General features: G+C 60.9%; 26 protein-coding genes and 1 riboswitch. Of the genes, 14 read left to right on the top strand and 12 right to left on the bottom strand.

The window, feature by feature from the left end; genetic code table 11:
• The first annotated feature begins 119 nt into the window (after positions 1–119).
• Entirely contained in the window at positions 120–704 is a 585-nt protein-coding gene (locus ABX75_RS06480; RefSeq protein ID WP_034095934.1) for a YajG family lipoprotein, read from the top strand.
• A 53-nt stretch (positions 705–757) separates the two neighbouring features.
• On the opposite strand, the gene ABX75_RS06475 is transcribed toward ABX75_RS06480, so the two are convergent.
• Positions 758–967, bottom strand: coding sequence for a hypothetical protein (locus ABX75_RS06475; protein ID WP_034095935.1), 210 nt, complete (start codon positions 965–967; stop codon positions 758–760).
• Between the two features lie 181 nt (positions 968–1,148).
• Between ABX75_RS06475 and ABX75_RS06470 the strand changes: the two genes are divergently transcribed.
• Positions 1,149–1,406 (top strand): hypothetical protein, encoded by a 258-nt coding sequence (locus tag ABX75_RS06470; RefSeq protein WP_047881646.1) that lies wholly within the window; start codon positions 1,149–1,151, stop codon positions 1,404–1,406.
• Positions 1,407–1,461: 55 nt separating this feature from the next.
• Here the strand turns inward: ABX75_RS06470 and ABX75_RS06465 are convergent, their stop codons facing one another.
• Complete coding sequence (locus ABX75_RS06465; protein WP_177329673.1) at positions 1,462–2,625, bottom strand: 1-acyl-sn-glycerol-3-phosphate acyltransferase; 1,164 nt, start codon at positions 2,623–2,625, stop codon at positions 1,462–1,464.
• A gap of 133 nt (positions 2,626–2,758) precedes the next feature.
• Between ABX75_RS06465 and ABX75_RS06460 the strand changes: the two genes are divergently transcribed.
• The 3 genes from ABX75_RS06460 to ABX75_RS06450 are packed head-to-tail and all read left to right on the top strand — an operon-like array spanning position 2,759 to position 3,870.
• The gene (locus ABX75_RS06460; protein ID WP_034095938.1) at positions 2,759–2,941 is read left to right on the top strand and encodes a CPXCG motif-containing cysteine-rich protein; all 183 of its coding nucleotides are present in this window, start codon (positions 2,759–2,761) and stop codon (positions 2,939–2,941) included.
• A gap of 11 nt (positions 2,942–2,952) precedes the next feature.
• Complete coding sequence (locus ABX75_RS06455) at positions 2,953–3,213, top strand: putative signal transducing protein (RefSeq protein WP_034095939.1); 261 nt, start codon at positions 2,953–2,955, stop codon at positions 3,211–3,213.
• Positions 3,214–3,249: 36 nt separating this feature from the next.
• Complete coding sequence (locus ABX75_RS06450; protein ID WP_034095940.1) at positions 3,250–3,870, top strand: SOS response-associated peptidase; 621 nt, start codon at positions 3,250–3,252, stop codon at positions 3,868–3,870.
• A 15-nt stretch (positions 3,871–3,885) separates the two neighbouring features.
• Here the strand turns inward: ABX75_RS06450 and ABX75_RS29915 are convergent, their stop codons facing one another.
• Together ABX75_RS29915 and ABX75_RS29910 are read right to left on the bottom strand one after the other, a co-directional pair.
• Positions 3,886–4,944, bottom strand: a complete 1,059-nt coding sequence (locus ABX75_RS29915; RefSeq protein ID WP_371263981.1) for a methyl-accepting chemotaxis protein — start codon at positions 4,942–4,944, stop codon at positions 3,886–3,888.
• Positions 4,945–5,556: 612 nt separating this feature from the next.
• Entirely contained in the window at positions 5,557–6,024 is a 468-nt protein-coding gene (locus ABX75_RS29910; RefSeq protein WP_371263980.1) for a hypothetical protein, read from the bottom strand.
• A gap of 243 nt (positions 6,025–6,267) precedes the next feature.
• Between ABX75_RS29910 and ABX75_RS06440 the strand changes: the two genes are divergently transcribed.
• Positions 6,268–7,086: a M48 family metallopeptidase gene (locus tag ABX75_RS06440; RefSeq protein WP_034095942.1), complete on the top strand. Its 819-nt coding sequence runs from the start codon at positions 6,268–6,270 to the stop codon at positions 7,084–7,086.
• Positions 7,087–7,158: 72 nt separating this feature from the next.
• Here the strand turns inward: ABX75_RS06440 and ABX75_RS06435 are convergent, their stop codons facing one another.
• From ABX75_RS06435 to ABX75_RS06425, 3 genes are all read right to left on the bottom strand, one after another.
• Positions 7,159–7,743 (bottom strand): TMEM165/GDT1 family protein, encoded by a 585-nt coding sequence (locus ABX75_RS06435; RefSeq protein WP_016978300.1) that lies wholly within the window; start codon positions 7,741–7,743, stop codon positions 7,159–7,161.
• A gap of 89 nt (positions 7,744–7,832) precedes the next feature.
• Positions 7,833–7,952: riboswitch (yybP-ykoY riboswitch) on the bottom strand.
• Positions 7,953–8,003: 51 nt separating this feature from the next.
• Positions 8,004–9,002: a class I SAM-dependent methyltransferase gene (locus ABX75_RS06430; protein WP_034095944.1), complete on the bottom strand. Its 999-nt coding sequence runs from the start codon at positions 9,000–9,002 to the stop codon at positions 8,004–8,006.
• Positions 9,003–9,032: 30 nt separating this feature from the next.
• Complete coding sequence (locus ABX75_RS06425) at positions 9,033–9,998, bottom strand: 2-hydroxyacid dehydrogenase (protein ID WP_047881644.1); 966 nt, start codon at positions 9,996–9,998, stop codon at positions 9,033–9,035.
• A gap of 84 nt (positions 9,999–10,082) precedes the next feature.
• Here ABX75_RS06425 and ABX75_RS06420 point away from each other — a divergent pair, with 84 nt between their 5' ends.
• The 6 genes from ABX75_RS06420 to ABX75_RS06395 all read left to right on the top strand — a co-directional run bounded on the left by ABX75_RS06420 (position 10,083) and on the right by ABX75_RS06395 (position 19,949).
• Positions 10,083–10,715 (top strand): LysE family translocator, encoded by a 633-nt coding sequence (locus ABX75_RS06420; protein ID WP_034095946.1) that lies wholly within the window; start codon positions 10,083–10,085, stop codon positions 10,713–10,715.
• Positions 10,716–10,881: 166 nt separating this feature from the next.
• Positions 10,882–12,564, top strand: coding sequence for a fatty acid--CoA ligase (locus ABX75_RS06415; RefSeq protein WP_040267265.1), 1,683 nt, complete (start codon positions 10,882–10,884; stop codon positions 12,562–12,564).
• 328 nt (positions 12,565–12,892) lie between these two features.
• On the top strand, positions 12,893–14,752 hold the full coding sequence (locus ABX75_RS06410) for a DUF1302 domain-containing protein (RefSeq protein ID WP_034095948.1): 1,860 nt from the start codon (positions 12,893–12,895) through the stop codon (positions 14,750–14,752).
• Between the two features lie 28 nt (positions 14,753–14,780).
• Positions 14,781–16,145 carry a DUF1329 domain-containing protein gene (locus ABX75_RS06405; protein ID WP_034111795.1) on the top strand — a complete coding sequence of 455 codons (1,365 nt, stop codon included), beginning with the start codon at positions 14,781–14,783 and terminating at the stop codon, positions 16,143–16,145.
• 313 nt (positions 16,146–16,458) lie between these two features.
• On the top strand, positions 16,459–19,188 hold the full coding sequence (locus ABX75_RS06400; protein ID WP_047881643.1) for a LuxR C-terminal-related transcriptional regulator: 2,730 nt from the start codon (positions 16,459–16,461) through the stop codon (positions 19,186–19,188).
• 116 nt (positions 19,189–19,304) lie between these two features.
• The gene (locus ABX75_RS06395; RefSeq protein ID WP_047881642.1) at positions 19,305–19,949 is read left to right on the top strand and encodes an MBL fold metallo-hydrolase; all 645 of its coding nucleotides are present in this window, start codon (positions 19,305–19,307) and stop codon (positions 19,947–19,949) included.
• A gap of 41 nt (positions 19,950–19,990) precedes the next feature.
• Here the strand turns inward: ABX75_RS06395 and ABX75_RS29345 are convergent, their stop codons facing one another.
• Positions 19,991–20,158: a hypothetical protein gene (locus ABX75_RS29345; protein ID WP_156796371.1), complete on the bottom strand. Its 168-nt coding sequence runs from the start codon at positions 20,156–20,158 to the stop codon at positions 19,991–19,993.
• On the opposite strand from ABX75_RS29345, the gene ABX75_RS06390 reads away from it, so the two are divergent.
• Positions 20,157–20,924, top strand: coding sequence for an OmpA family protein (locus tag ABX75_RS06390; protein ID WP_034095952.1), 768 nt, complete (start codon positions 20,157–20,159; stop codon positions 20,922–20,924). The genes ABX75_RS29345 and ABX75_RS06390 overlap by 2 nt on opposite strands.
• A gap of 68 nt (positions 20,925–20,992) precedes the next feature.
• Here the strand turns inward: ABX75_RS06390 and ABX75_RS06385 are convergent, their stop codons facing one another.
• From ABX75_RS06385 to ABX75_RS06370, 4 genes are all read right to left on the bottom strand, one after another.
• Positions 20,993–21,574, bottom strand: a complete 582-nt coding sequence (locus tag ABX75_RS06385) for a BON domain-containing protein (RefSeq protein ID WP_034111799.1) — start codon at positions 21,572–21,574, stop codon at positions 20,993–20,995.
• Positions 21,571–22,164 (bottom strand): phosphoheptose isomerase, encoded by a 594-nt coding sequence (locus ABX75_RS06380; RefSeq protein ID WP_007904374.1) that lies wholly within the window; start codon positions 22,162–22,164, stop codon positions 21,571–21,573. The genes ABX75_RS06385 and ABX75_RS06380 overlap by 4 nt, the downstream gene beginning before the upstream one ends.
• Positions 22,165–22,256: 92 nt before the next feature.
• Positions 22,257–22,628, bottom strand: coding sequence for a YraN family protein (locus tag ABX75_RS06375; RefSeq protein ID WP_034111801.1), 372 nt, complete (start codon positions 22,626–22,628; stop codon positions 22,257–22,259).
• Positions 22,628–24,439 carry a penicillin-binding protein activator gene (locus tag ABX75_RS06370; RefSeq protein WP_047881641.1) on the bottom strand — a complete coding sequence of 604 codons (1,812 nt, stop codon included), beginning with the start codon at positions 24,437–24,439 and terminating at the stop codon, positions 22,628–22,630. The genes ABX75_RS06375 and ABX75_RS06370 overlap by 1 nt, the downstream gene beginning before the upstream one ends.
• A 221-nt stretch (positions 24,440–24,660) precedes the next feature.
• Between ABX75_RS06370 and rsmI the strand changes: the two genes are divergently transcribed.
• Positions 24,661–25,533 (top strand): 16S rRNA (cytidine(1402)-2'-O)-methyltransferase, encoded by an 873-nt coding sequence (rsmI, locus tag ABX75_RS06365; RefSeq protein ID WP_034096760.1) that lies wholly within the window; start codon positions 24,661–24,663, stop codon positions 25,531–25,533.
• Positions 25,534–25,621: the final 88 nt, after the last annotated feature.

Raw genomic sequence — 25,621 nt, 5'->3', positions numbered from 1 at the left:
CGGTGACAGCGAACCGCGCAAAGTGTCGTGAGTCATAGGTTGTAACTGATGCTGGTTCCCGGCGATGGCGCCCCGTTATACTGCCGGCCTGTCGGTACCTGATTTCTGGAGAGAAGCGCATGTTGCAACGCCTGTTGTTCGGTTTGATCACTGTGACCACGTTGTCCCTGGTTGGCTGCGCCAACAGCCCGCAACAACTCAGCCCGCAACCGAAGCTCACCACGCAGTTGGCCCCGGTAGGCCATGGTCAGCCGGTGTCGGTGCGTGTGGTGGATGGCCGTCCTTCGCCGACCTTGGGTTCCCGTGGGGGCCTGTATCCGGAGACCGCGCTGATTTCGGTCAACGCCCAGGATGTGCTGCCCAAGCTGCAGGTCCAAGCCGAGGCGGCCGTGCGTCTGCTGGGCTTTACTCCCTCCAACTCGCCGGGCGTGCCGCAGTTGACGGTCACCCTGGCTGAGCTGAAATACCAGTCGCCGAAGGAAGGTCTGTATGTGACCGAGGCGTCAATCGGCGCGACCTTCAAGTCCGACGTCAACGCCGGCACCCGCCGCTACAGTGGCCGCTACGCTGCATCCCTGAATCAGCGCTTTGGCATGTCGCCGAACCAGGAGACCAACACCAAGCTGGTCAGCGACGTCCTGAGCGATGCCTTGACCCGTCTGTTCAAAGACCCGAGCATCGGCCAGTTGCTTAGCTCGCAATAACCGCTCCACAAAAAACCGGGCTCGCAAGGCCCGGTTTTTTTACGTCTTCAGTTTCATGCCGCCGTGTCGATACAGAAGTCCAGCAGGCTGATCCCGGTCAGCAGATCGGTTTCCGGCAAGTCCGCATGGGAATGCCCGCCCAGGGCGCAATACACCAGCCAATGCCGGTCTTGAACGTTGAACGCCAGGCTGTCTATCAGCGCCTCCTGTTCATCGCTTTGAGCGATCAGATACAGCCGATCCTGGTTTTGTGCATGCAGCATGACAAGCTCCCGAACGTCCGAAGGGCCACAGAGTGGACTGTTAAGGTGACGTTCAGGTGACGCGGTAAATTACTGGATAGATTAGCCGTCCATGGGGAGGAAACGTTCACGCGCAGCAGAGGTAGTGCGCGTGCGGTTGTGTCCAAACTGTTACCCAGGCACCGTTTTACCGAGGTTTGCGATGGCACTGCCCGCACTAATGATTAACGTTGTCGCGCTGGCAATCGCCTGCCCAGGCGCCGCGCTGCTGTATGTCACCCGCCTGCGCGAGCAGCGCGCCATGACCAAGCTCGCCGCTCAAAGCGAAGAACGCGCAATCGATCAGCCGATGCTGTTTCTGGATATGCGCCTTGTACGGGCGCACCGGGTGGCTTACCGCATCGGGTTCGCCTGCCTTGGAATGGCGCTACTGACCTCGTGGGTCAGCACTCACCTTTAAGAACACTGCAAAGCGAACGTGGGAGCTGCAAGCCCCCACATTTTTCGCCCGGTGTTTAGAGCGGGATCCCAGCCTTGACCCGATACTGATTGCGCACCGGCGTTGCATATTGCACCACCAGGAATGGCCGGTGTTCCGCCGGGCATTCGCTCAAGCGCCGCTCCCACTCGGCCTTCGCCTTGGCCAACTCGTCGGCGGGGAACAGCTCCTCGGCCTTGGGCACCTGCAATTGCGGCTCGGCTTCACTCCATTGGGCATAAGCCAGGTAGTGCACCGGAAACAAGCGGTAGCCGCCGAGAATCTGCCGGTCCATTTCCACCGCCAGCACCTTGGTGTCTTCGAAGCGCTCGGTAATCGGCGGGGCGAAGTTGATATGCACCCGGCCCTTGTAGCCGGTGATGCCCAGGGCAATGCTCACGTCGTCCTCGCCCGATGCCTTGGTGTAGGTGCCGGTGGTGGCGCGGATATACAGTTCGCGCGCCTTGGCCGCATCGCAGGGGTCGTATTCGTAGCTGATGGACACGGGCGTCAGGTTCAGCGACTGGATCACTTCTGCGAACGGTTCGTCCTTGCGGCTGACGTGGAACATCTTGAGGATCGCCGATTCGGTGCGATCGTCGCCGTCCTTGGCGCGGCCTTCGGCCTGGGCGATCCAGATCGATTGGCCGTCATTGAGGATCGAATGGTTGATGTAGGCAGACAGCAGGTTGAACGCCGCCATTTTTTCCTTCCGCCCGGTGATCGAGCGGTGCACGATGAAGCTCTTGTTCAGGCGCATCAGATCGCTGACGAACGGCTTTTGCAGCAGGTTGTCGCCAATGGCGATGCGCGGCGTCGGCAGGCCGGCGTGGTACACGGCGTAGTTGACGAAGGCCGGGTCCATCACGATATCGCGGTGGTTGGCCAGAAAGAGGTAGGCGGTGCCCGATTTGAGCTGCTCGACCCCGGTGTAGGTGACACCGTCGGTCGCCCGGTCGATGGTGTGGTCGACGTAATACTCGACTTTGTCCTGCAGCGTCGCCACGGTGGTGACGCCGGCGAATTCGCGGCGCAATTTGCGGGCGATCATGGGCTTGAGCAGCCAGCCAAGGGTGCCGGCGAAGCGGGGGAAGCGGAAGTGGGTCAGGATGTCCAGAAAGGCCTTGTCACTGAACAGCCGCGCCAGCACCGCCGGGACTTCGCTGTCGTTGTAAGGTCGGATGGTATCGAATTCGCCCATCATGCTCTCTTGTTAGAAACGGCTAGGGTAAGTAGAAGAAATACCAGGGTTCGGCCCGAGTCATTGGCTCAGCCGGGGTATAACCCTGTAAATAGACCGGCGATTATACGCACAAGTCACCTGGGAGACTGCGATGCTGGAACCTGCGCTGTACGATTGTCCTTATTGTGGCGAGTCGGTTGAAACATCGGTGGATTTGTCTGGCGGTGACCAGATTTACATTGAAGACTGCCAGGTGTGTTGCAGACCGATCATTTTCAATCTGCAGGTGCATGGCGACGAGTGGATGCTCGACACTCGCAGCGAGAACGAATAACAGGTACGCCTATGCAGCGAATCTACGAACCGGAAAACCTGATGGAAGGCGAGCTGCTGCAGCAGATGCTCGCCAGCGAGGGTATCGAGGCGCACCTGGTGGGCCGCCATTTGCTCGGCGGCACCGGCGAATTGCCGATCTTCGGCCTGCTTGGCCTGGAAGTGGACAACGACCGCGCACTCGACGCCCGTGAACTCATCACCGCCTATATCGGCGCGCAACCGCTGCCCGGCGATGAACCCGACAGCTTCCCCGACGTGTTGGTCTGTTAGGCTGTCGGCCGGTTTATCCAAGAGTCGTGTTGCCCCATGTGTGGACGTTATGCCCTGTTTCGCTGGAACCCCACCTTTGCTGCCTTGCCGGGCTTTCCGGCCGATCAGCAGGCGCAGTGGAACATTTCGCCGAATGATTCGGTGCTGATCCAGCGCCTGGAAGGCGAGCAGCTCACCCTGGCCCGCGCTCGCTGGGGGCTGACGCCGCCCTGGCTCACCGACCTGTCCCGCACCCCGGCCCATGCCCGCGCCGAAACCCTGGCCGAGCAACCGATGTTTCGCGAGGCGTTTCGCCAACGCCGCTGCCTTTTGCCAGCCAACGGTTTCTACGAATGGCGCGGAACCCAGCGCAAACGCCCGTACTGGCTGACGCCGGGGGAGGGCTCCTCGTTGTTTTTTGCCGCGATCTGGGAAGCCTACCCCGTGCAGGAACAGGTGTGGCTGAGCACGGCCGTGGTGACGCAGGCCGCGCAAAGTCAGCGACGGCCGTTGATCCTGGATGCGGCAGGGCAAGCGGCCTGGCTCAACCCCGACACGCCGCTGCCGGCGTTGCAGGCATTGCTGGCCAGTGAACCGAGCGCGTTGCGCGAGCGGGTCCTGGCCAACCTGGTCAACGATCCCAAGCTCAATGGGCCGGAGTGCCTGACCCCGGCGTAAGCCTGTCGGCGCGCCCTACACCTTGAACTGATTGATCAGCCGCCGCTGCTGCTCCGCCAGCTTGGTCAAGTCCGCACTGGCCGCGCTGGATTCGTCCGCGCCTCCCGCCACTTCATTGGCCACCTGGCCGATATTAATCACGTTGCGATTGATGTCCTCGGCCACTGCGCTCTGCTCTTCGGCCGCACTGGCAATCTGAGTGTTCATGTCGTTGATCACCGACACTGCCTGAGTAATAGTCTCCAGCGCTTCAGCCGCCTTGGCCGCGTGTTGTACGCTTTCGTCGGTGCGGTGCTGACTGTCTTCCATCACCCGTACCACGTCCCGTGTGCCTTGTTGCAACTGCTGGATCATGGCCTGGATTTCTTCGGTGGCCTGCTGGGTTTTTTGCGCCAGGTTGCGCACTTCGTCGGCGACCACGGCAAACCCGCGACCTTGTTCGCCGGCGCGCGCGGCTTCGATGGCGGCGTTCAGCGCCAGCAGGTTGGTCTGTTCGGCAATCCCGCGAATGGCAGTCAGGATCGCGTTGATGTTTTCACTGTCCTTGGCCAGCGTTTGCACCACCGCCACCGCTTTGCCGATTTCCTCGGCCAGCACACCGATGGAGGCCGAGGTGTCGCGCACAATGCGCATGCCCTGACTCGCGGCCTGATCGGCGTGGCTGGCGGCTTGCGCGGCCTGGGTGGCATTGCGCGCCACGTCCTGGGCGGTGGCGGTCATCTCATGCACGGCAGTGGCGACCTGGTCGATTTCCACCATCTGCTTATGCACGCCCTGGTTGGTGCGGATCGCAATATCGGCGGTGTGCTCCGACGAATCGCTAACCTTCTGCACCGAGCTCACCACCTGGGTAATCATGCCCTGCAATTTGATCAGGAAGGTGTTGAAACCGCTGGCGATTGCGCCCAACTCGTCGGCTCGGTCGCTGGTCAGGCGGCGTGTCAGGTCGCCTTCGCCTTGGGCGATGTCATTGAGCATGGCCACCATCTGTTTGAGCGGGCGGGCGATCCCATGGCCAACCAGCCAGATCACCAGCAGGCCGAGCCCGGCCACCACCAGGCCGGCGATCGCCATGCCGACGGTATCGGTTTTGCGCTGGGCTTGCAGGTCGCTTTGCAGTTTCTGCGAGTCGGCCATCACCGCCGCCAATGGCAATTGCATCATCAAGGTCCAGCGTGCGTCGGTCTGGCCGATGCCGAAGGGCAGGAACAACTCGATATGGCCGTGCTCGCGGTCGATGTCGTAGCGCACTTCGCCGGGCTTGAGCTGGTTGAGGTTGGCCAGTTCGCTGGCGTCGAGCAGGTCGCTGGCCTTTTCGCCGAGTTTGCTGGCGTCCTTGGTGTAGGCCACCAGGCGGCCGTTGCTGGAGATCAGCGCCAGTTCGCCGGCGCCGTTATAGAGCTTCTGGTCGGCACTGGTGAGCATGTCCTGAATGAAGTTCACCGACAGATCGGCCCCCACAATGCCCTGGAACTTGCCATCGACCATGATCGGCTCGATGAACGAGGCCAGCATCACCATGACGTCGCCGACTTTATACGGGGCGGGGTCGATGGCGCAGGGCTTCTGGTTTTCCTTGGAGCACAGGTAGTACTCGCTGGCGCGTACGCCGGTGGAGAGCATTTTCTGGTCGGCCACGTCGGCGAGCTTATCCAGGCCCAGGCTGCCGTCCGCGTTGCGATACCACTACGGGATAAAGCGGCCGTCGGCGCCCATGCCGATGATGGGGCTGTTCACGTAGGCGGCGTCGTTATGATCGATTGCGTTGGGTTCCCAGCCGATGTAGGCACCGAGGATTTTCGGGTTGCGCACCACACTTTCACGCAGCAGATTGATCAATTGCTCACGGCCGATCTGCAGCGCGGGCTCGCCCTTGGCGTCCTTCATGGCAATCAGGGCGTTGGCGGTGGCCAAACCTTTGGCGGTCACCAGCGGCGCCTCCAGCTCACGCTGGATCTGGGTGGCCTGGGTTTGCGCCAGGGACGTCAGGCGCTGCTCGATGATCTGCTCGAACTGCGCCTGAGTGCGTTGCTGGACCATCTCTTGGGTGCGCGCGCTGGCGAACACCGCGTAGAGCACCAGCACCGCGACCACGGTCAGCACAATGGCCCCGGCCAATGCGGCGACGGAAAACTGAATCGACTTGAATTTCATGAACGCTCCACGCGCAGGAGAGATGGGCTGCCTGATGTATCGGCTGGAGACGGGCAGGTCATGAGCGGTGGGCGGTCAAAAGCCGGCCGCTTGTCGCAAATGGGACAGCCGTCGCCGCAGCGGGAGGTGTGAGATGTATCCGAAATTCAGCGGTTACACGTCTGGTGTATCTGGCGTCGATACAGTCGAACGCCTACGATACGCGCCATGTTTTCAGGGCGTCTTTTCAGGGAGAGTGTATTGATGAAGAAATCACTGGCGGTAAGTGTATTGGCGGCAGCGGTCCTGCTGGCCGGGTGTCAATCGGTCAACACCACCAGCGGCGGCGCCGTTGGGGTAGAGCGCAAGCAGTACATGTTCAGCATGCTGTCGAGCCAGGAAGTCGACCAGATGTATGCCCAGTCCTACCAGCAGACCCTGGGTGAGGCCAGCGGCAAAGGCTTGGTGGATAAAACCAGTGCCAACGCCAAGCGGGTGCAGGCCATCGCCAAGCGTCTGATCGCCCAGGCACCGACCTTCCGTGCGGATGCGGCGCAGTGGAACTGGGAAGTGAACCTGATCAAAAGCGATGAGATGAACGCCAACTGCGGGCCTGGCGGCAAGATCTTCGTGTACAGCGCGCTGATCGACAACCTCAAGCTCACCGATGACGAATTGGCCGCGGTAATGGGCCATGAGATCGCCCATGCCCTGCGTGAGCATGGTCGCGAAGCCATGTCCAAGGCTTACGGCATCGAAATGGCCAAGCAGGGCGCCGGCGCGTTGTTTGGCCTGGGTCAGGACAGCCTGGCGCTGGCCGACACCGTAGCCAACTACGGCATGACCTTGCCCAACAGTCGCAGCAATGAAAACGAAGCGGACCTGATCGGCCTGGAACTGTCTGCCCGGGCCGGCTACAACCCGAACGCCGCGATCACGCTGTGGAACAAGATGGCCAAGGCGTCCGAGGGCGCGCCGCCGGAGTTCATGAGCACGCACCCGGCGTCTGACAGCCGCATCGCCTCGCTGCAGGCGGCCATTCCAAAGGTCATGCCGCTCTATCAGCAGGCCAAAAAATCTTGACCCTGTGACGATCCAATGGTGGGAGAGGGTTTGCCCCCTCCCACATTGAATTGGGTTTGCAGGCTGAGACTCTTAGATCCAGCCACTGCTCTGCATGGCTTTGTACACCGCCACGATCGCCAGGATGAAAAACGCTGAGGCGGCCAGGCGGCGAATCAACGTCAGCGGCAGTTTCTCTGCGGCGAAATTCCCCGCCAATACCACCGGCACGTTGGCAATCAGCATGCCCAGGGTGGTACCGATGATCACCAGCCACAGTTCCGGATATTGCGCGGCGAGCATCACCGTGGCGATTTGCGTCTTGTCACCGATTTCCGCGAGGAAAAACGCAATCAGCGTGGTTAGGAAAGGCCCGAACTTGCGCGTGGTGCTGGCTTCGTCATCGTCGAGTTTGTCCGGCACCAAGGTCCACAGCGCGGTGGCGCAGAAGCTGGCCGCGAGGATCCAGTGCAGCACCGCATCCGAGAAGAAACTGCCGAACCAGGCGCCCACGGCACCGGCGGCGGCGTGGTTGGCCAGGGTGGCGGCGACGATACCGGCGATGATCGGCCAGGGTTTGCGAAAGCGGGCGGCCAGGATGAGGGCGAGCAGTTGCGTCTTGTCGCCGATTTCGGCCAAGGCAACGATTGCGGTGGGAACGAGCAATGAATCCAGCATCAGGTAGGTTTCCAGGGGCGGGTCGACACGGCTATGACACGTACAGCCTTCCCGCCCCGGGTAAGGTGTGCGTGTCATAGGTCTTGTCAAACCCCGGTCCGTCTGTGCGGACTCCTGGGTCGCATACGCCATGGTCTGCTGACCAAGTATGTTGACGTATGCCGGACGAGCGTGGTGCTCGTGGGAGACTACTCCCCTAGGACGGAGCGGATTCTGCCTAGGCAAATTCCATTCGGCAAGCGTTCTTTTCTAAACCTCGATCAGCCGCGCTTGGCGCGGTAGATACGAAAACCGTTGCCTTCAGCCTTGATCGCACACACGCCCAGATGCTCTTCGATCAGCGGCTGGTACTTCAGGAAACTGTTGGCCACCAAGCGCAGTTCGCCGCCTTTTGCCAGATGTTTGGCCGCTTTTCGCAGCAAGTTCTCGGTGGCGAAATAGTCTGTGTGCACGCCAACATGGAAAGGTGGATTGCTCAGAATCGCATTCAACCCCATCGGCGCGGCGTCGATGCCATCACCGGTCAGCACCTCGGCTTCCAGGCCGTTGGCGGCCAGGGTCAGGCGGCTGCTGGCGGCTGCGAAGGCGTCCACGTCGAGCAGCGTGACAGTGTTATGCGGGTAGCGACGTTTGATTGCGGCTCCCAATACGCCAGCCCCACAGCCAAAGTCCAGCAGATGACCGCTCGGCAGTTTATCCAGATGCGCCAGCAACAACTCGGTGCCGCGATCCAGGCGGCCGTGGCTGAACACGCCCGGCAGGCTCACCACCTTCAACGGCCCTTCGGCCAGCGGTACGTCGAACGTCTGTGCCAGGCTCTCCAACGCCACCGCCTGCGGGGCATTGGCTACGGTGACTTGCCACAGCTGGCAATGCCGCGCGTTGTCGAGCTTGCGTGGTTTTCCCAAGGGGGTCATTTGCTTGGCGGCGCTTTCGATACCGGCTTTTTTCTCGCCCACCAGGAACAGCTCGGCACCGGGAAGGCGTGCGGCCACGGCCTTGAGCAGGTAGTCGGTCAGGTCCTTGGACTTGGGCAGAAAGATTACCGCCGCGTCGAACGCACGCTCCGGCACGCTGACGCCGAACTGGCTGCGCTCGGGGAAACGGGCGTCGAGCGCCGCCTGGTCGCCGGCATGCCAGCACCAGCCGTGGGCATTGGGCAGGCGCCCCAGCAAGTCGTCGGCGGGCAACCCCACCAATAGCAGGTTGCCTTGAAAAAGTTCGGCCTGGCGAAGCAGTACTTCACTGCGCGGATCCATGGTCTGCTCCTTGAAAAGGGGCGCAGTTTATCAACTCACAACCCGCAGCGGGGTGCCGCTGAAAAAGCCACGGGCGTTTTCCACCAGTTGACCGACGATACGCTGGCGCGCTTCGCGGCTGCCCCAGGCATTGTGTGGGGTGACGATCAAGCGCGGAATATCATCGGCCAGCAGCGGATTACCGTCGACCGGCGGCTCCACGCTCAACACGTCGGTAGCCGCGCCGCCCAGATGGCCGCTGCGCAACCCATGGGCCAGGGCTTGCTCGTCGATCAAGCCGCCGCGCGCGGTGTTGACCACCAGCGCGCCGGGCTTGAGCAGCGCCAGTTCGCGGGCGCCGATCAAATGGCGGGTGTGCTCGTTGAGCGGGCAGTGCAAGGTCAGCGCGTCGACCTGGGGCAGCAGTTCATCCAACGGCACGCGGTCGGCCCGGGCAGGGCGCCCCGGAATCGCGCCCAGCACCACGCGCATGCCAAAGGCTTCGGCCAGACGCGCCACGGCGCTGCCCAATTCACCGTGGCCCAACAGGCCGAGGGTTTTGCCCTCCAATTCAATGATCGGATGATCCAGCAGGCAGAATTGCTTGGCCTGTTGCCATTTGCCGGCGGCTACATCCTGCTGATAGTCCTTCAGCCGCGTCGCCAGGTTGAGCAGCAGCATAATCGTGTGCTGCGCCACCGATGGCGTGCCGTAGCCCTGGCAGTTGCTCACTGTGATGCCCTGGGCGCGGGCGGCGGCCATATCAATGTTGTTGGTACCGGTGGCCGACACCAGGATCAGTCTGAGATCGGGGCAAGCCGCCAGGGTTTGTGCGTTGAGCACGATCTTGTTGCTGATGGCCACTTGGGCACCTTGCAGGCGTTCCAATACATTTTGCGGCGTCGTGTCCGAAAACAGCTGCAACTCTGTGAAGCTGTCTCGCAATTCGCTGAGGTCGAGGTCCCCCAAGTCCAGGGAAGGGTGATCAAGGAAGACGGCGCGGCGATTGTCAGTCATCAACTGTACCTTTTGCGACAGAGTTCGAAGGCGTAATCTGCCGAGCCTATCAGATGAAATAATCAGTTACTTAATGGAGTGAGCATGTACCTCGCCGAGTTTTTGACCGTAGCCTTGATTCACTTGTTGGCGGTGGCCAGTCCCGGACCGGACTTCGCCGTGGTGGTGCGTGAGAGCGTGACCCACGGCCGCCGCGCCGGCACCTGGACCGCGCTGGGCGTGGGTTCGGCGATTTTCCTGCATGTGGGCTATTCGTTGCTGGGTATCGGGCTGATCGTGTCCCAGTCCATCGTGCTGTTCAACGCCCTCAAGTGGGCCGCGGCTGCTTACTTGCTGTACATCGGCTTCAAAGCCCTGCGCGCCCAGCCGGCCAAACCCGCGGCCGAGGGCGAGCTGCACCGCGAAGCCGGTGAACGCACCCCGCGCGGCGCCTTCACCGCCGGTTTCGTAACCAATGGCTTGAACCCCAAGGCCACGTTGTTCTTCCTCTCGTTGTTCACCGTGGTGATCAATCCACACACGCCGCTGGCGGTCCAGGCCGGTTACGGCGTGTACCTGGCGGTGGCGACGGCGCTGTGGTTCTGCCTGGTGGCGATGCTGTTCAGCCAGCAACGCGTGCGCGCCGGGTTTGCGCGGATGGGGCATTGGTTCGACCGGACCATGGGCGCGGTATTGATTGCCATAGGTGTGAAGCTGGCGTTTACCAGCATGAAATAACATTGGCCCACCCGGTGCGCATGACCAGTAATCGGTGCAAATGCTGGCGCAAAGCTAGCATTTGCTGAGGTCTGCAAATCATTCCTTTGGCTGATTTAGCGCACACATAACGTCTCTACAGTGCAGGTCTTCAAGCCAAGACCGTGCAGTCATAAAAGGGATTCGTATGTTGCAGACCCGTGTTATCCCGCCCGCCGAAGGTGCGTACCAATACCCACTGTTGATCAAGCGCCTGCTGATGTCCGGCACCCGTTACGAGAAGACCCGGGAAATCGTCTACCGTGACAAATTGCGTTACACCTACCCCACCTTGATCGAACGCGTCGCGCGCCTGGCCAATGTGTTGACCGAGGCCGGTGTGAAGGCCGGTGACACGGTGGCGGTGATGGATTGGGACAGCCATCGCTATCTGGAATGCATGTTCGCCATCCCGATGATCGGCGCGGTGATCCACACCATCAACGTGCGCCTGTCGCCGGAACAGATCTTGTACACCATGAACCACGCCGAAGACCGCTTCGTGCTGGTCAACAGTGAGTTTGTCGGGCTCTATCAAGCCATCGCCGGGCAGCTCACCACCGTGGACAAGACCCTGCTGCTCACCGACGGCGAAGCCAAAACCGCCGATCTGCCTGACCTGGTGGGCGAGTATGAAACCCTGCTGGCCGCCGCCAGCCCTCAGTACGACTTCCAGGATTTCGACGAGCACTCGGTCGCCACCACGTTCTACACCACTGGCACCACCGGTAACCCCAAGGGCGTGTACTTCACCCATCGCCAACTGGTGCTGCACACCATTGGCGTGGCGACCATCATGGGCAGCGTCGACAGCGTACGATTGCTGGGCACCAACGACGTGTACATGCCGATCACGCCGATGTTTCACGTGCATGCCTGGGGCTTGCCGTATGTGGCTACCATGCTCGGTCTCAAGCAGGTCTACCCTGGCCGCTACGACCCGGAATTGCTGGTGGAGCTGTGGCGCAAGGAAAAGGTCACGTTCTCCCATTGCGTGCCGACCATCCTGCAGATGGTGCTCAACGCCAAGGCCGCTCAGGGGGTGGATTTTGCCGGTTGGAAAATCGTCATCGGTGGCAGTGCGCTGAATCGTTCGCTGTATGAAGCTTCCAAGGCCCGTGGGATTCAACTCACCGCTGCGTACGGCATGTCCGAGACCGGACCGCTGGTGTCCTGTGCGCATCTCAACGAAGAACTGCTGGCCGGCAGCGAAGACGAGCGCATTACCTACCGCATCAAGGCTGGCGTGCCGGGGCCGTTGGTGGAGGCGGCGATCATCGACGCCGAGGGTCGTTTCCTGCCGGCCGATGGCGAATCCCAGGGCGAACTTGTGCTGCGCGCGCCCTGGCTGACCGAGGGATATTTCAAAGAGCCGCAGAAGGGCGCCGAGTTGTGGGCGGGCGGCTGGATGCACACCGGGGATGTGGCCACGCTGGACGCCTTTGGTGTGATCGATATCCGCGACCGCATCAAGGATGTGATCAAGACCGGCGGTGAGTGGGTCTCGTCCCTGGCCCTCGAAGACCTGGTCAGCCGTCACCCGGCGGTACGCGAAGTAGCGGTGGTAGGCGTCGCCGACCCGCAGTGGGGCGAGCGCCCGTTTGCCTTGGTGGTGGTGCGCGAAGGCCATGCAATTGGCGCCCGCGAGCTGAAGGAACACCTCAAACCGTTCGTGGAATTGGGCCATTTGAGCAAGTGGGCGATTCCGAGTCAGATCGCCGTTGTTACGGAAATTCCCAAGACCAGTGTCGGTAAGCTCGACAAGAAACGTATCCGCATTGACATCATTGAATGGCAGGCCAACAACAGCACGTTCCTGTCCACCCTCTGAGCTGATTTGCCGTGCCCTTGTGGCACGGCGATGCTCTATCTCGCGCCTTCACTTGTGATTTGCCGATTTTCAGCCATCCTTCCCGCGTCGGCCTCCGCCGACATGGCGAAAGGACTGTGGCAGACGGCCCGGTGATGCAAATCACACTTTAGAGGGATCAAGCAGTACCCCCTGCTGGCTATAGTCCCACTCAGAGTTTTTCAAGGATGCACCGCTTCGGGCCATGGAGGTTCAGTTGCCAGGCAGCATTGGAATCGTTGTATTCCGGCTGTTACACGCATCATCTAGAACTCACTGCCATAACAATAATGCACATGGAGTAGCGTCGATGACCTCAGTAAACCAGTTCTGGCGCCGGGCAAAATTGCCTCTGGCCGTCAGCCTCGCCTCTACGCTCGCCGGGCCCGCATTCGGCGTCAGCTTCAATATCGGTGAAATCGAAGGGAATTTTGACTCGTCGCTTTCCGTGGGGGCGAGTTGGTCGACAGCCAAGCCCAACAAGGACTTGATCGGCGCCAACAACGGCGGTCGGGGCTTGTCCCAGACGTCCGATGACGGCCACCTGAACTTCAAGCGCGGCGAGACCTTCTCCAAGATCTTCAAGGGTATCCACGACCTGGAGCTGAAGTACGGCGACACCGGCGTATTCGTGCGGGGCAAATACTGGTACGACTTCGAACTCAAGGATGAAAGCCGTGAGTTCAAGGACATCAGCGACAACAATCGCAAGGAAGGGGCCAAGTCTTCCGGCGGGCAGATTCTCGACGCCTTCGTTTATCACAACTATGCGATTGCCGATCAGCCGGGCAGCGTGCGCTTCGGTAAGCAGGTAGTGAGCTGGGGCGAAAGCACCTTTATCGGCGGCGGCATCAACTCTATCAACCCGATCGATGTGTCTGCGTTCCGTCGTCCGGGTGCCGAGATCAAGGAAGGCTTGATTCCGGTCAACATGTTCTACGTATCGCAAACCCTGACCGATAACCTCTCGGCCGAAGCGTTTTACCAGCTGGAATGGGACCAGACCGTTACTGATAACTGCGGCACGTTCTTCTCGCAGCCGGATGTGATTTCCGATGGTTGCAGCAATAACCTGCGGGTGCTGAACAAGCGTTCGACCATCCCGGGCGCAGCCTTGCCGACCTTGACTGCCTTGGGTGTGGACGTTAACAACGAAGGCGTACTGGTCCGTCGTGGCCCCGACCGTGATGCTCGCGACAGCGGACAGTTCGGCGTGGCGATGCACTACAACTTCGAACCGCTGGATACCGAGTTCGGCGCGTACTTCATGAACTACCACAGCCGTGCGCCGATTTTCAGTGCACAGGGTGCGCCGTCGTCGGCCTACACCCGTCCGCTGGGGCCGCTTGGCGCCTTGCGTCCACTGGTCGTTGCCGGTAACTCCAATTACTTTGTCGAGTACCCGGAAGATATCCGCCTCTACGGTTTGAGCTTCTCCACCACGTTGCCGACAGGCACCGCATGGAGTGGTGAACTGAGCTACCGTCCCAACGCACCGGTGCAGTTGAGCACCACCGATATCCTCTTCGCCGGCGTGACGCCGATCCCAGGCTTTGGCAACGCCTCCGTACTCAAAGGCACCCCCGGTCAGGACCTGCACGGTTACAACCGCAAGGAAGTGACCCAGTTCCAGACCACCTTCACGCACTTCTTCGACCAAGTGATGGGCGCGAGTCGCTTGACCACCGTCGGTGAAATCGGTGTGACCCATGTGGGCGGCCTGGAAAGCAAGTCCCAAGCCCGTTATGGCCGTGACCCGGTATTCGGCCCTGGCACCTTGCCAGGTGGCTTCTGCGACAGGCTTAACCTGTCCACCGCCAATGGCGCTGGCTTGCCCAATGCCTCAGGCTTGAACACCAATTGCAACAACGATGGCTTCACCACCGCCACCTCCTGGGGCTATCGCGCTCGCGCCATCTGGGAATACCCGGATGTGTTCGCCGGTGTGAACCTCAAGCCTAACGTGGCGTGGTCCCACGACGTGAAGGGCTACTCGCCAGGCCCTGGCGGTAACTTCGAGGAAGGTCGCAAAGCGGTCAGCCTGGGGCTGGATGCCGAATACCAGAACACCTACACCGCAAGCCTGGCCTACACCAACTTCTTCGGCGGCAAGTTCAGCACCGTGGATGACCGTGATTTTGTCGCCCTGAGCGTCGGCGCGAACTTCTAAGCACACTGAATTTCAGGAAGACCGGAATATGAAAATAACTAAAAGTCTGTTGCACGTAGGTGTGCTGGGGCTGTCGATCCTGGCGAGCAACGTCATGGCGGCGGTCTCGGCCGATGAAGCTGCCAAGCTGGGTACCACCCTGACGCCGATGGGTGCCGAGATGGCCGGTAACGCTGCCGGCACTATCCCGAAATGGTCGCCGATGCCGACCAACGCCGGCGCTGTGGATGCCCGTGGTTTCCTTGCCAACCCGTACGCCAGTGAGCAACCGCAGTTCACCATCACCGCAGCCAATGTCGAGCAGTACAAAGACAAACTGGCGCCGGGGCAGTACGCGATGTTCAAGCGCTACCCGGAAACCTTCAAGATGCCGGTCTACCCGACCCATCGCGGCGCTACCGTGCCGGCCGAGGTGTTTGCCTCGATCAAGAAGAACGCCACCACCACCAACCTGGTGTCCGGTGGCAACGGCCTGGAGAACTTCGAAACCGCGGTGCCATTCCCGATTCCGAAAAGCGGCGTTGAGGTGATCTGGAACCACATCACCCGCTATCGCGGCGGCAGCGTGACGCGTCTGGTTACCCAGGCTACCCCGCAAACCAACGGTTCCTACAGCCTGGTGTACTTCCGCGACCAGTTCGTGTTCCGCGACAAAATGAAGGACTTCGATCCGAAGAACCCGGGCAACGTGCTGTTCTACTTCAAGCAGCAAGTGACCGCGCCGGCACGTCTGGCCGGTGGTGTGCTGCTGGTGCACGAAACCCTGGACCAGGTGAAGGAGCCGCGTTCGGCATGGGTCTACAACGCCGGCCAGCGCCGTGTGCGCCGGGCGCCGCAAGTGTCCTATGACGGCCCGGGCACCGCTGCCGACGGTCTGCGTACCTCCGACAACCTCGACATGTACAACGGCGCGCCGGATCGCTACGACTGGAAGCTAGAGGGCAAGAAAGAAATCTACATTGCCTCCAACAGCTACAAGATCGACGACCCTAAGCTCAAGTACGCCGACATCATCAAGGCCGGTCACATTAACCAGGACCTGGCGCGTTACGAGCTGCGCCGCGTCTGGCATGTGGTCGCCACCTTGAAGGAAGGCCAGCGCCACATTTACGCCAAGCGTGACTTCTACATCGACGAAGACACCTGGCAAGCGGCGGTGATCGACCACTACGACGGCCGTGGCCAACTGTGGCGTGTCGCCGAGGCTCATGCCGAGAACTACTACGACAAGCAAGTGCCGTGGTACGCCCTGGAAACCCTCTACGACCTGCAATCCGGCCGCTACCTGGCGCTGGGCATGAAGAACGAAGAGAAACAGGCCTACGATTTCGGCTTCACCGCCTCCACTAGCGAATTCACCCCGGCGGCCCTGCGTCAGGATGGTGTGCGCTAGGTTGCACGACCCAATGTGTGAGGGGCATGCCCCCTCCCACATGGGATGCATTCCAGATTGAATGATAATTTGGCAAAGCTCGATCAAAGGGTGGGAGGGGGCTTGCCCCCGATAGCGGGATAACAGTCGGCATTTACGTTGACTGTTACCGCGTTATCGGGAGCAAGCTCCCTCCCGCTTTTTGCCTATCGCGATATTTTTTGTCGCAGTTCTTTTTCAGGCAATTGTTGCAAAGATCTACAAAGCGGCGGCTTTTACCGCTAGTCTGCGGACATCTGCAATGCCGACAATAGCCTTCAATAAGAGCCCGGCGATGACTGATCTGTCCCGAATCCAAGGGCCTGCCAGTGCGGTGATCCCGTCCCTGGAAGCTCGCTTTTACCGGCCGCCACTGCCTGACGGCTATGTGCTGCGACCGCGCCTGTGTGAACGGCTGAGTGCCGGATTGCAGGGGCGGTTGTTGCTGGTCAGTGCGCCGGCAGGGTTCGGTAAGAGCTCCCTTGCGATTGAGTTCTGTCAAAGCCTGCCGGCGCATTGGCAAAGCCTGTGGCTGGGCTTGGGCCCACGGGACAGCGACCCTGGTCGTTTCCTCGAGCGCCTGCTCGAAGGTCTGCAACAGTACTTCTCGCCGCTGGGTGCCCAGTCCCTGGGCCTGCTGAAAATGCGTCAGCGTCACCAACCCTTTGCGTTTGAAGAATGGCTTGATGGCCTGCTCGATGAGTTGGCCCACCATCTGTCCACCCGCGCGCCGCTGTTACTGGTGCTGGACGACTATCACTTGGCCCAGGGGCCGGTGCTGGACCGTTGCCTACAGTTTTTCCTCAATCATTTGCCCGATGGCCTGGTAGTGCTGGTGACCAGTCGCCAGCGCCCTGACTGGCATCTGGCGCGCCTGCGGCTGTCGCGGCATTTGCTGGAACTGAACGAGCACGACCTGCGCCTGACCCATGCCGAATCCCTGGCGGTGCTGGATCGCCATAGCAACTCATTGCGCGGCGAAGCCCTCGATAACTTGATCCGTCGTAGCGAAGGCTGGGTGGCCGGTTTGCGTTTCTGGTTGCTGGCGGCCTCCGAAGCCGGCAACGAGAGTGCCTTGCCCCAGAGCCTGCACGGCGGCGAAGGGTTGATCCGCGATTACCTGCTGGAAGAGGTGATCGACTGCCTGCCTGCCGAGGTGCAGGCGTTTCTGTTCGACACCGCGCCCCAGGAGCGCTTTTGCAGTGACCTGTGCGACGCCGTGCGCGAAGCCCATGACAGCGCGGAGATCCTGCGTTACCTGCAATCTCACCAAGTGTTTCTGGTGCCGCTGGACGAGCAGGGCGTTTGGTTCCGTTATCACCATTTGTTCTCCGACCTGCTGCGCAGCCGGCGCGAAAGCAGCCCTGTGCTGCCGGCCGCCAGCCTGCACCTGCGCGCCTGTCGTTGGTTCAACGCCCAAGGTTTGATCGACGAAGCGGTGGAACAAGCGTTGCGCGCCGGTCATCTGGATGTGGCGGCGAACCTGGTGCAAAACCTGTCCGAAGAACAACTGCTGGCCGAGCAGAATGTCGGTATGTTGCTGCGTTGGAAAATGGACTTGCCCGATAGCTTGCTGATCAGCACTCCCCGCTTGATCGTGCTCTACAGCTGGGCATTGGGGCTGGCCTGTCAGTTGGATGCGGCAGAAGAATTGTCCAGCTATCTCAGTCGGTTTCTGCCGGCACCCTCGGCCACCGCGCAAAAATCCATGCTGGCGCAGTGGCTGGCGCTCAGCGGCATCATTGCTCGTGGTCGCGGCGATCGCGAGCGTACCCAGCGCTATTGCAGCGAGGCCTTGGACAGCTTGCCGCAGCGCCGTTACGGCCAGCGACTGATGTGCCTGTCGACCCTGTCCAATCTGGCGATTGCTGACGCCGATTTATGGCGTGCCCGCGGTTTGAATCGCGAGTCGCTGGAGCTGGCGCAGCGCGTCGGCAACCCGCTGTTCGAGGCCTTGGCCCACTATGATCGCGCGCGGGTCCTGCAAGCGCGGGGCGAAATTCTGCGTTCCCTCGACGAAGTGCGCCAGGGCCTGCAACGCCTGCACGGTCTGGCGCCTCAGCGGCTGTATACGGTACGGGCTCGCCTCTCGCTGTATGAAGGTTACTTGCTGCTGGTGCGGTTTCAGCCCGAAGCCGGCATGGTTCGCCTGCGCGCTGGACTGGCTGAAGCCCGTGCCTGTCGCGATATCAGTGTGTTGATCGGGCATTGCGTGATCGCCAGTTTCGAAGGGCGGCGCGGTGAGTTCCCTTTGGCGTTCGCCGAACTCGCCGAAGCCGAACGCTTGATGCATATCTGGGACGTGCCGCCGATCTACTACCTGGCCATGATCACTCTGATCAAGTGCGAATTGTGGCTGGCCCAGGGCCGCACCGATCTGGCCGAAGCCTGGCTGGCACGGTTGGAGCAAACCTACAACGGCGAGCACGCCGCCGCCGCGCCGGAATTCCACCCGCACCTGCCGCAGCATATCGGCCTGCAACAAGCGGCCCTCGACGCCACACGCCATCAGCGCGGCGCGGCTTTGCAGCGCTTGGAAGAACTGGCTCAGCAAGCCCACGACAGCGGTCGCCAGATGATCGCCCTGATGGCCTTGACTCAACAGACACAGTTGCTGCTTGAGGGTGCCCAGGAAACCAAGGCGCGTCTGATTCTGGCTCGGGCACTGGAGGCGGGAGCGGGCGGCGCGCTGCAACCTTTTCAGCGTCTGCTGGACGCCCACCCGGATTGGATGCGCGAACAACTGGCCCAGGACCCTCATGGCTTACTGAGTCAAAGCTTGCTGGCCTTGCTGCCCAAGTCAGTGACGGTGCAGCCTGCGCCAGCCCATGAAGCTCTCAGTGCGCGTGAGTTGGCGGTCCTGCAACTGATCGCCGAAGGCTGCTCCAACCAAGACATCAGCAACCGGCTGTTCATTTCACTGCACACGGTCAAAACCCATGCGAGCCATATCAATAGCAAATTGGGCGTCGAGCGGCGTACCCAGGCGGTGGCGCGGGCGCAGGAATTGCGCTTGATTGGTTAGGTATCAAGCGAGCGTGCTTGGAGTGGTTTGCGAAGCGTTCCAGTCTGTTTTAATAGGGCGATTGTTGCGGCGCTACCCGTCTGAGACACTGATTGATTTGCACTGGAAGACTGCCCATGGACACCAAATCGCCCACGCTCATCCGCGAAACTTTCCCCGTCGGCCCGTTGCAGTGCAACTGCACGATCATCGGCGATCCCGTCACTAAAAAAGCCATCGTGGTCGACCCCGGCGGCAATCATGAGCTGATCCTGGCGCGCCTCGATGCGCTGGGGCTGAAAGTGGTGAGCATCATTCATACCCACGCCCATCTCGATCACTTCCTCGCTTCGGGTCAATTGAAAGAGAAGACCGGTGCCACCCTGCATCTGCACAAGGAGGACCAATTCTTGTGGGACAACCTGGAGATGCAATGTCAGATGTTTGGTGTGCCCTACACCCCGGTGCCGTCGCCCGACCGCTGGCTGGCCGATGACGAAGAACTGGCCTGCGCCTGCGGTGTGGCCTTGCACACCCCAGGGCATACGCCGGGCTCGATGAGTTTCTGGTTCGCCGATGCCAAATTGCTGATTGCCGGGGACACTTTGTTCCGGCGCGGCGTGGGGCGCACGGACCTCTGGGGCGGCGACCAGGCGACCATCGTGCGGTCGATCAAGCAGCGCCTGTACACCCTGGATGAGGGCGCCACCGTGGTGACCGGCCATGGGCCGGACACGCGGCTGGGGGATGAGATGCGCGAGAATCCGTTTGTTCGCGCCTGATGTAAGTGAGCGCACCGTTACAGCGAAAACGCAGGTTCTATTCAGGAGGCGTCTGCTAGGGTTTTGATAGCGGCAAATGTGACCAATGTTTTGTTACAGCCGCGGCAACGGTCATGGAATTTTTGCCGTTTGTCGCGTTCCAAACTCGGCACAGGTCCATTGCCAATGTCCTTTGCACCACAGAATGCAAAAGTAGGAGCTTCTTTCATGTTCACTCCGCGTCGTCTGCTTGTTGTCGCTACCGCCGTAGCCTTGTTGTCCGGCTGCGCTTCCCCTAATCCTTATGACGGCAGCAGCCAGGGACAGGCGAATAATGAATCCGGCGGTATGAGCAAGACCGCCAAATACGGCGGTCTGGGTGCCCTGGCCGGGGCATTGGCGGGCGCTGCCATCGACCACAACAACCGTGGCAAGGGTGCGCTGATCGGCGCGGTAGTGGCAGGTGCAGGCGCCGCCGGGTATGGCTATTACGCCGACCAGCAGGAAAAGAAACTGCGCGAAAGCATGGCCAATACTGGGGTTGAGGTGCAGCGACAGGGTGATCAGATCAAATTGATCATGCCGGGTAACATCACCTTCGCGACTAACTCCGACGCGATCTCCAGCAGTTTTTACCAGCCGCTGAACAACCTGGCCAACTCGCTCAAACAGTTCAATCAAAACACCATCCAGATTGTGGGCTATACCGACAGCACCGGCAGCCGCCAACTGAACATGGACCTGTCCCAACGCCGTGCTCAGAGCGTGGCCAATTATCTGACCTCCCAAGGCGTGAGCCCGGCCAACCTGAGCGCACGCGGTGCCGGCCCGGATAACCCGATTGCCAGTAACGCCGACGTCAATGGCCGCGCCCAGAACCGTCGCGTGGAGGTCAACCTCGGTCCGATCCCTGGCCAGCAATACGGTCAGCCGGGCCAGCAGGCTCCTCAGCAGAATAATCAGTTCCAGGGCAATCCATACCAGCAGTACCAATAAACAGCAGGCATTAAAAAGGGCGCCGTGCAATCCATGCACGGCGCCCTTTTTAGTGGGCGGCATTTACTTCAGTCGATGTACTCGAACACTTTCACAATCTTCTGTACGCCGGACACGCCTTGCACCAAGTTGGCAGCGCGAGTGGCTTCCGCCTGGGTCAGCAAGCCCATCAGGTAGACGATGCCGTTATCGGTGACGACCTTGATGCGCGAGCCTGGGATGGCGTTGTCCGTCAGCATCTGGGCCTTGATTTTGGTCGTCAGCAGCGCGTCGTTGCTAATCGCCAGCAGGGTGATCGGGTCCATCACCTGCAATTCGTTGTGAACCTTCTTCACGCGCTGCACGGCCGCGGCGGCTTGTTCGGCCTGAGCCTTGAGGTCGGCGCGAGGTGTCTGGCCAGCCAGCAGCACCACGCCATTAAAGCTGGTGACGACGATGCGCGAGGCGCCATTGCCGAGGTCCGGCGCGGCCTTGGCGACGTTGACCTCGACCTTGGTTTCGATCAGTGAATCGTCGATCTTGCTGCCGAAGGTGCGCGTGCCCTTGTCGTCCTGGATGGGGGTGTCACGTGTCGCGGTGATTGCCGTGCTGCAGCCGCTGATGGCGAGGCACAGCGTCATGGCCAAAAGGCTGAGGCGGTTAACGGTCATTCTTCACTCCCGAACAGTTGGCTGTCGATCAGATCGCACAGGCAGTGGATCGCCAGCAGGTGGACTTCCTGGATACGTGCGGTGACATTGGCCGGAACGCGGATCTCCACATCTTCAGGCAGCAGCAACGAGGCCATGCCGCCGCCATCGCGTCCGGTCAATGCTACGACAATCATTTCGCGATCATGTGCGGCCTGGATCGCTTGAATAATATTCGCCGAGTTGCCACTGGTGGAAATCGCCAGCAGCACATCGCCCGGTTGGCCCAGGGCGCGGATCTGCTTGGAGAAGATTTCGTTGTAGCTGTAATCGTTGGCGATCGAGGTAATCGTCGACGAGTCGGTGGTCAGGGCGATGGCCGGCAGGCTTGGCCGCTCGCGCTCGAAGCGGTTGAGCAGCTCGGAGGAAAAGTGCTGGGCGTCGCCGGCCGAACCGCCATTGCCGCACGAAAGCATTTTGCCTTCGTTGAGCAAGGCATTGACCATGACCTGACTGGCTTGCTCGATGTGCGGTGCAAGTACGTCCATCGCCTGTTGCTTGGTGTCGATGCTGGCCTGGAAAAGCTGGCGAATTCGGGATTGCATGTCCATCTGTGTGACCTTAAGTAGCGCGGCTGTTTGGCACAGGAATGTGCAGCCCGCAAAGCAAAGAGCAAAAGTGTGTGGTGAAGATGTCCGGCGAATCAGCTGTCGAAGGCGTTCGGGAGCCAGTTCAGATCAGCGGTACCCGACGGTGTGCTTTCTATGGCAACCACATCGAAACGGCAGGGGGCGTCGGCCCAGCGATGCTCTTCTTGCAGGAAAAACTGCGCGGCGAGTATTAGCTTCTGACGCTTGCGCCCGTCGATACTGGCGAGCGCGCCACCCCATTGTGCGTGTTTTCTGTAGCGGACTTCGACGAATACTACTGTATCGCCGTCAAGCATGACCAGATCAAGCTCGCCGCGTTTACATAACCAGTTCTGCGCCAAAAGGCGCAGACCCTGTTGTTGCAGGTAGTTCAGAGCTTGAAGTTCGGCATCCTTGCCGCTTTGCGCACGGGACCGCTCGGGCATCAGCGCGGGGTGTCCGGCAGACGCTGGATCTGACCACCGACGAACTTCGCCCAGGGCATCTGGCGATCTACGCGTTGGTTGCCGCTGATTCCCAGGTTGCCCGAGAGACCGTCAATCCGAGTGTCCGGGAGCGCCTTGAGCTGGCCCAGGCGTGGCGCCAGACGATAGGCATCCACACCCATCGCGTAGAGACGGCCGAGGCTGCCATTGGCTTGTGGCCATTGTGCTGCAACTTGATTGCGCAGCGGGTCGGTGGTGTTGAGCAGCCAAGGGGTTTCACAGAACATTACGTTGGTCATGTCGAGGTATTGGTTCTTGTCGCCGCTGGCGCTGAATACGTGGGACGTTGCATACACGGGCACGTCGCCGGCGTACTGGAAGTTCAGGGTCGGTTTAATCTGTTGGGCCAGTTGCGGGGTTACGGCCAGGAAGATGAACTCGATGTCCTGGCGACGCGAAGGTTGTGCCGCCACGTCGGTACCAACGGCGTTTTGCAGGCTCTTGGCGCGGCCTTCGCTTTTACGCAGTTGGAACAGGTCGGCAATTTGCTGGGCCAGGGCGACCGGCTGGTCGACGTATTCCACACCCATCACCGTACCGCCATGAGCTTCCCAATCCTGACGGAAGGCTTTGTAGACCCGCTCACCCCATTCGCCACGCGGCACCATGGCTGCAGCGCGGTGCAGGCCATCAGCACGGGCACGACGCGAGACTTCGCGGGCTTCGTCTTCGGCGGCCAGGCCAAACTGGAACAACTGCGGTGGCGCTTGATCGGTTTCGCTGTAGTTCAGCGCCAAGGTGGTGATCGGCAATTGAGGGCGCGCGCTGAGCTGTTTGACCAGTGGCTTCTCCAGCGGACCGACCACCAGTTGCACGCCGGCGGCCTGGGCCTTGGCGTAGAAGTCGTCGATGGAGGTGATGCGGGAACTGTCGTAGAACTCGATCACTGGCGGTTTCTGCCCGGCCTGTTCGGCCTGGTAGTGAGCCGCCATGAAGCCTTCGCGCAACGCCTTGCCGACAGAAGCCAGCGGGCCGTCCTGTGGCAACAGCACGGCGATCTTGTTCAGGGGTTGGCTGGCCAGCTCCTTGAGCTTGATCAGTGGGGTCGGCAATTGCAGCGCTGCCGGATGGTTCGGGTTCTGCGCGCGCCAGGTATCGATAGCGGCCTGCTGTTGTTCCAGGGTGCCGGCGGCCTTGACCGACTGCGCCAGGGTGATCCAGCCGTCGAGCACCGGGTTGCCGCTGGCTTGCAGTTGGTCGGCCGGCACGGCGGCAATCAGGACCCAGATCGCTTCATGGTTGCTGTGGGCTGCGTCGCCAGTCAGCAATGGCGCCATGGCGACCCGTTCGCGGGCGGCGGCCAGAGTCTGGCCGTCTGCCTCATAAGCACGGGCATGCACGGTGCCAGTGCGAATTTGCTGTTCGGCCGGCAAGTCCTTGAGGTTCTGCAGGCTCGGGTGGCTCAGAGCGGTCAACGCGGCCTTAGGCTGGTTGCGGGTCATGGCCAGTTCGGCGGCCAGGGTGCTGGCGAATACTTGTGCAGCCGGTTTGAGAGCGTCCAGGGGCACTTGGGCAAGAATCTGCGACGAGCGGCCGGGATTGTTCTGGTGATAGGCCATGTCCGCCGCGCTCAAGCGCAGTAATGCCGCCTTTTCTGGCGTCTTGGCGGTGGCGGCCTGTTCGAGCAATTGCTCGATACTGGCGTCCGGAGTCCGAGGAAGGTCGCCAAGGCTGGACGAGGGCGAGCTGGCGCAGGCGGCCAGTAAGGCAGCGAGGCAGAGGGCGGAGAGCAGCCGCAGGCAAGCGATCATGTAAGTGTTCCTGATACCGATCAAATTAGCGTGGAATTGTACCCAAGCACTGGCCCAGGCGCGATGTTACTGGCGTGAAACCGTCGATTTAGGTCGTGCAAATGTTGCTATTTGTGGACTGCTGGTCATGGATGGCTGAAACGGCATCGGTTTCGATGGCATATTTTCAAAGCCTCTACGCGCTACAATGGATTTTTTTGCCAACCATCGAGGTGTGCGTTTTGACTGCTCCAGGTTCTCTGAATTCCACTGCAGGCTCGCTTTTTGTCGTGGCGACGCCCATTGGCAACCTGGACGACATCAGTGCTCGCGCATTGAAAGTGTTGCGCGACGTTAAATTGATCGCGGCGGAAGATACTCGGCACTCCCAGCGGCTGATGCAGCATTTTGGCATCAGTACTCCTCTGGCCGCCTGTCACGAACACAACGAGCGCGAAGAGGGCAGCCGTTTTATCGTGCGCCTGCTGGCTGGCGACGATGTGGCGTTGATCTCAGATGCCGGCACGCCGCTGATCTCCGACCCTGGCTATCACCTAGTCCGCCAAGCGCGGGCCGCAGGTATCAATGTAGTGCCTGTTCCGGGAGCGTGCGCGTTGATCGCGGCTTTATCGGCGGCTGGTCTGCCGTCCGATCGTTTTATCTTCGAGGGTTTCCTGCCGGCCAAGGCCGTTGGGCGTCGGGCGCGCCTTGAGGCGTTGAAAGAAGAACCGCGCACCCTGATTTTTTACGAAGCTCCGCACCGAATCCTAGAATGTCTGCAGGATATGGAGCTGGTATTCGGCGGGGAGCGTCTTGCGTTGCTGGCGCGTGAGCTGACCAAAACCTTCGAGACCCTCAAGGGCCTGCCCCTGGAAGCGCTGCGTGCCTTTGTAGAAGGCGACAGCAATCAACAGCGTGGTGAGTGCGTGGTGCTGGTGGCGGGCTGGACGGCGCCGGAAAGCGAGGATGCCGTCGGCAGCGAGGCCATGCGCGTGCTGGACTTGCTTCTCAAGGAGATGCCCCTCAAGCGGGCCGCGGCTCTGGCGGCGGAAATTACCGGCGTGCGGAAGAACGTCCTGTATCAAGTGGCGCTGGATAAACAGAAAGCCGAATAGTTCCGGGTTGAATGCGGCATTTCGTCCGATGGTGATGGCAGTCGGGTACTTTTAATACTTGTCCTGAGGCCGTCGTGCCGTTAACCTG

This window comes from Pseudomonas sp. ARP3 (assembly GCF_001029595.1).
Classification (GTDB): domain Bacteria; phylum Pseudomonadota; class Gammaproteobacteria; order Pseudomonadales; family Pseudomonadaceae; genus Aquipseudomonas; species Aquipseudomonas rhodesiae.
This window is presented reverse-complemented; position numbering and strand designations above follow the sequence as displayed.

What these genes read in the sequence shown, in the direction of transcription:
- ABX75_RS06480 (WP_034095934.1), top strand. Translation starts at nt 120, where the DNA reads ATGTTGCAACGCCTGTTGTTCGGTTTGATCACTGTGACCACGTTGTCC.
- ABX75_RS06475 (WP_034095935.1), bottom strand. Translation starts at nt 967, where the DNA reads ATGCTGCATGCACAAAACCAGGATCGGCTGTATCTGATCGCTCAAAGC.
- ABX75_RS06470 (WP_047881646.1), top strand. Translation starts at nt 1,149, where the DNA reads ATGGCACTGCCCGCACTAATGATTAACGTTGTCGCGCTGGCAATCGCC.
- ABX75_RS06465 (WP_177329673.1), bottom strand. Translation starts at nt 2,625, where the DNA reads ATGGGCGAATTCGATACCATCCGACCTTACAACGACAGCGAAGTCCCG.
- ABX75_RS06460 (WP_034095938.1), top strand. Translation starts at nt 2,759, where the DNA reads ATGCTGGAACCTGCGCTGTACGATTGTCCTTATTGTGGCGAGTCGGTT.
- ABX75_RS06455 (WP_034095939.1), top strand. Translation starts at nt 2,953, where the DNA reads ATGCAGCGAATCTACGAACCGGAAAACCTGATGGAAGGCGAGCTGCTG.
- ABX75_RS06450 (WP_034095940.1), top strand. Translation starts at nt 3,250, where the DNA reads ATGTGTGGACGTTATGCCCTGTTTCGCTGGAACCCCACCTTTGCTGCC.
- ABX75_RS29915 (WP_371263981.1), bottom strand. Translation starts at nt 4,944, where the DNA reads ATGGCGATCGCCGGCCTGGTGGTGGCCGGGCTCGGCCTGCTGGTGATC.
- ABX75_RS29910 (WP_371263980.1), bottom strand. Translation starts at nt 6,024, where the DNA reads ATGAAATTCAAGTCGATTCAGTTTTCCGTCGCCGCATTGGCCGGGGCC.
- ABX75_RS06440 (WP_034095942.1), top strand. Translation starts at nt 6,268, where the DNA reads ATGAAGAAATCACTGGCGGTAAGTGTATTGGCGGCAGCGGTCCTGCTG.
- ABX75_RS06435 (WP_016978300.1), bottom strand. Translation starts at nt 7,743, where the DNA reads ATGCTGGATTCATTGCTCGTTCCCACCGCAATCGTTGCCTTGGCCGAA.
- ABX75_RS06430 (WP_034095944.1), bottom strand. Translation starts at nt 9,002, where the DNA reads ATGGATCCGCGCAGTGAAGTACTGCTTCGCCAGGCCGAACTTTTTCAA.
- ABX75_RS06425 (WP_047881644.1), bottom strand. Translation starts at nt 9,998, where the DNA reads ATGACTGACAATCGCCGCGCCGTCTTCCTTGATCACCCTTCCCTGGAC.
- ABX75_RS06420 (WP_034095946.1), top strand. Translation starts at nt 10,083, where the DNA reads ATGTACCTCGCCGAGTTTTTGACCGTAGCCTTGATTCACTTGTTGGCG.
- ABX75_RS06415 (WP_040267265.1), top strand. Translation starts at nt 10,882, where the DNA reads ATGTTGCAGACCCGTGTTATCCCGCCCGCCGAAGGTGCGTACCAATAC.
- ABX75_RS06410 (WP_034095948.1), top strand. Translation starts at nt 12,893, where the DNA reads ATGACCTCAGTAAACCAGTTCTGGCGCCGGGCAAAATTGCCTCTGGCC.
- ABX75_RS06405 (WP_034111795.1), top strand. Translation starts at nt 14,781, where the DNA reads ATGAAAATAACTAAAAGTCTGTTGCACGTAGGTGTGCTGGGGCTGTCG.
- ABX75_RS06400 (WP_047881643.1), top strand. Translation starts at nt 16,459, where the DNA reads ATGACTGATCTGTCCCGAATCCAAGGGCCTGCCAGTGCGGTGATCCCG.
- ABX75_RS06395 (WP_047881642.1), top strand. Translation starts at nt 19,305, where the DNA reads ATGGACACCAAATCGCCCACGCTCATCCGCGAAACTTTCCCCGTCGGC.
- ABX75_RS06390 (WP_034095952.1), top strand. Translation starts at nt 20,157, where the DNA reads ATGTTCACTCCGCGTCGTCTGCTTGTTGTCGCTACCGCCGTAGCCTTG.
- ABX75_RS29345 (WP_156796371.1), bottom strand. Translation starts at nt 20,158, where the DNA reads ATGAAAGAAGCTCCTACTTTTGCATTCTGTGGTGCAAAGGACATTGGC.
- ABX75_RS06385 (WP_034111799.1), bottom strand. Translation starts at nt 21,574, where the DNA reads ATGACCGTTAACCGCCTCAGCCTTTTGGCCATGACGCTGTGCCTCGCC.
- ABX75_RS06380 (WP_007904374.1), bottom strand. Translation starts at nt 22,164, where the DNA reads ATGGACATGCAATCCCGAATTCGCCAGCTTTTCCAGGCCAGCATCGAC.
- ABX75_RS06375 (WP_034111801.1), bottom strand. Translation starts at nt 22,628, where the DNA reads ATGCCCGAGCGGTCCCGTGCGCAAAGCGGCAAGGATGCCGAACTTCAA.
- ABX75_RS06370 (WP_047881641.1), bottom strand. Translation starts at nt 24,439, where the DNA reads ATGATCGCTTGCCTGCGGCTGCTCTCCGCCCTCTGCCTCGCTGCCTTA.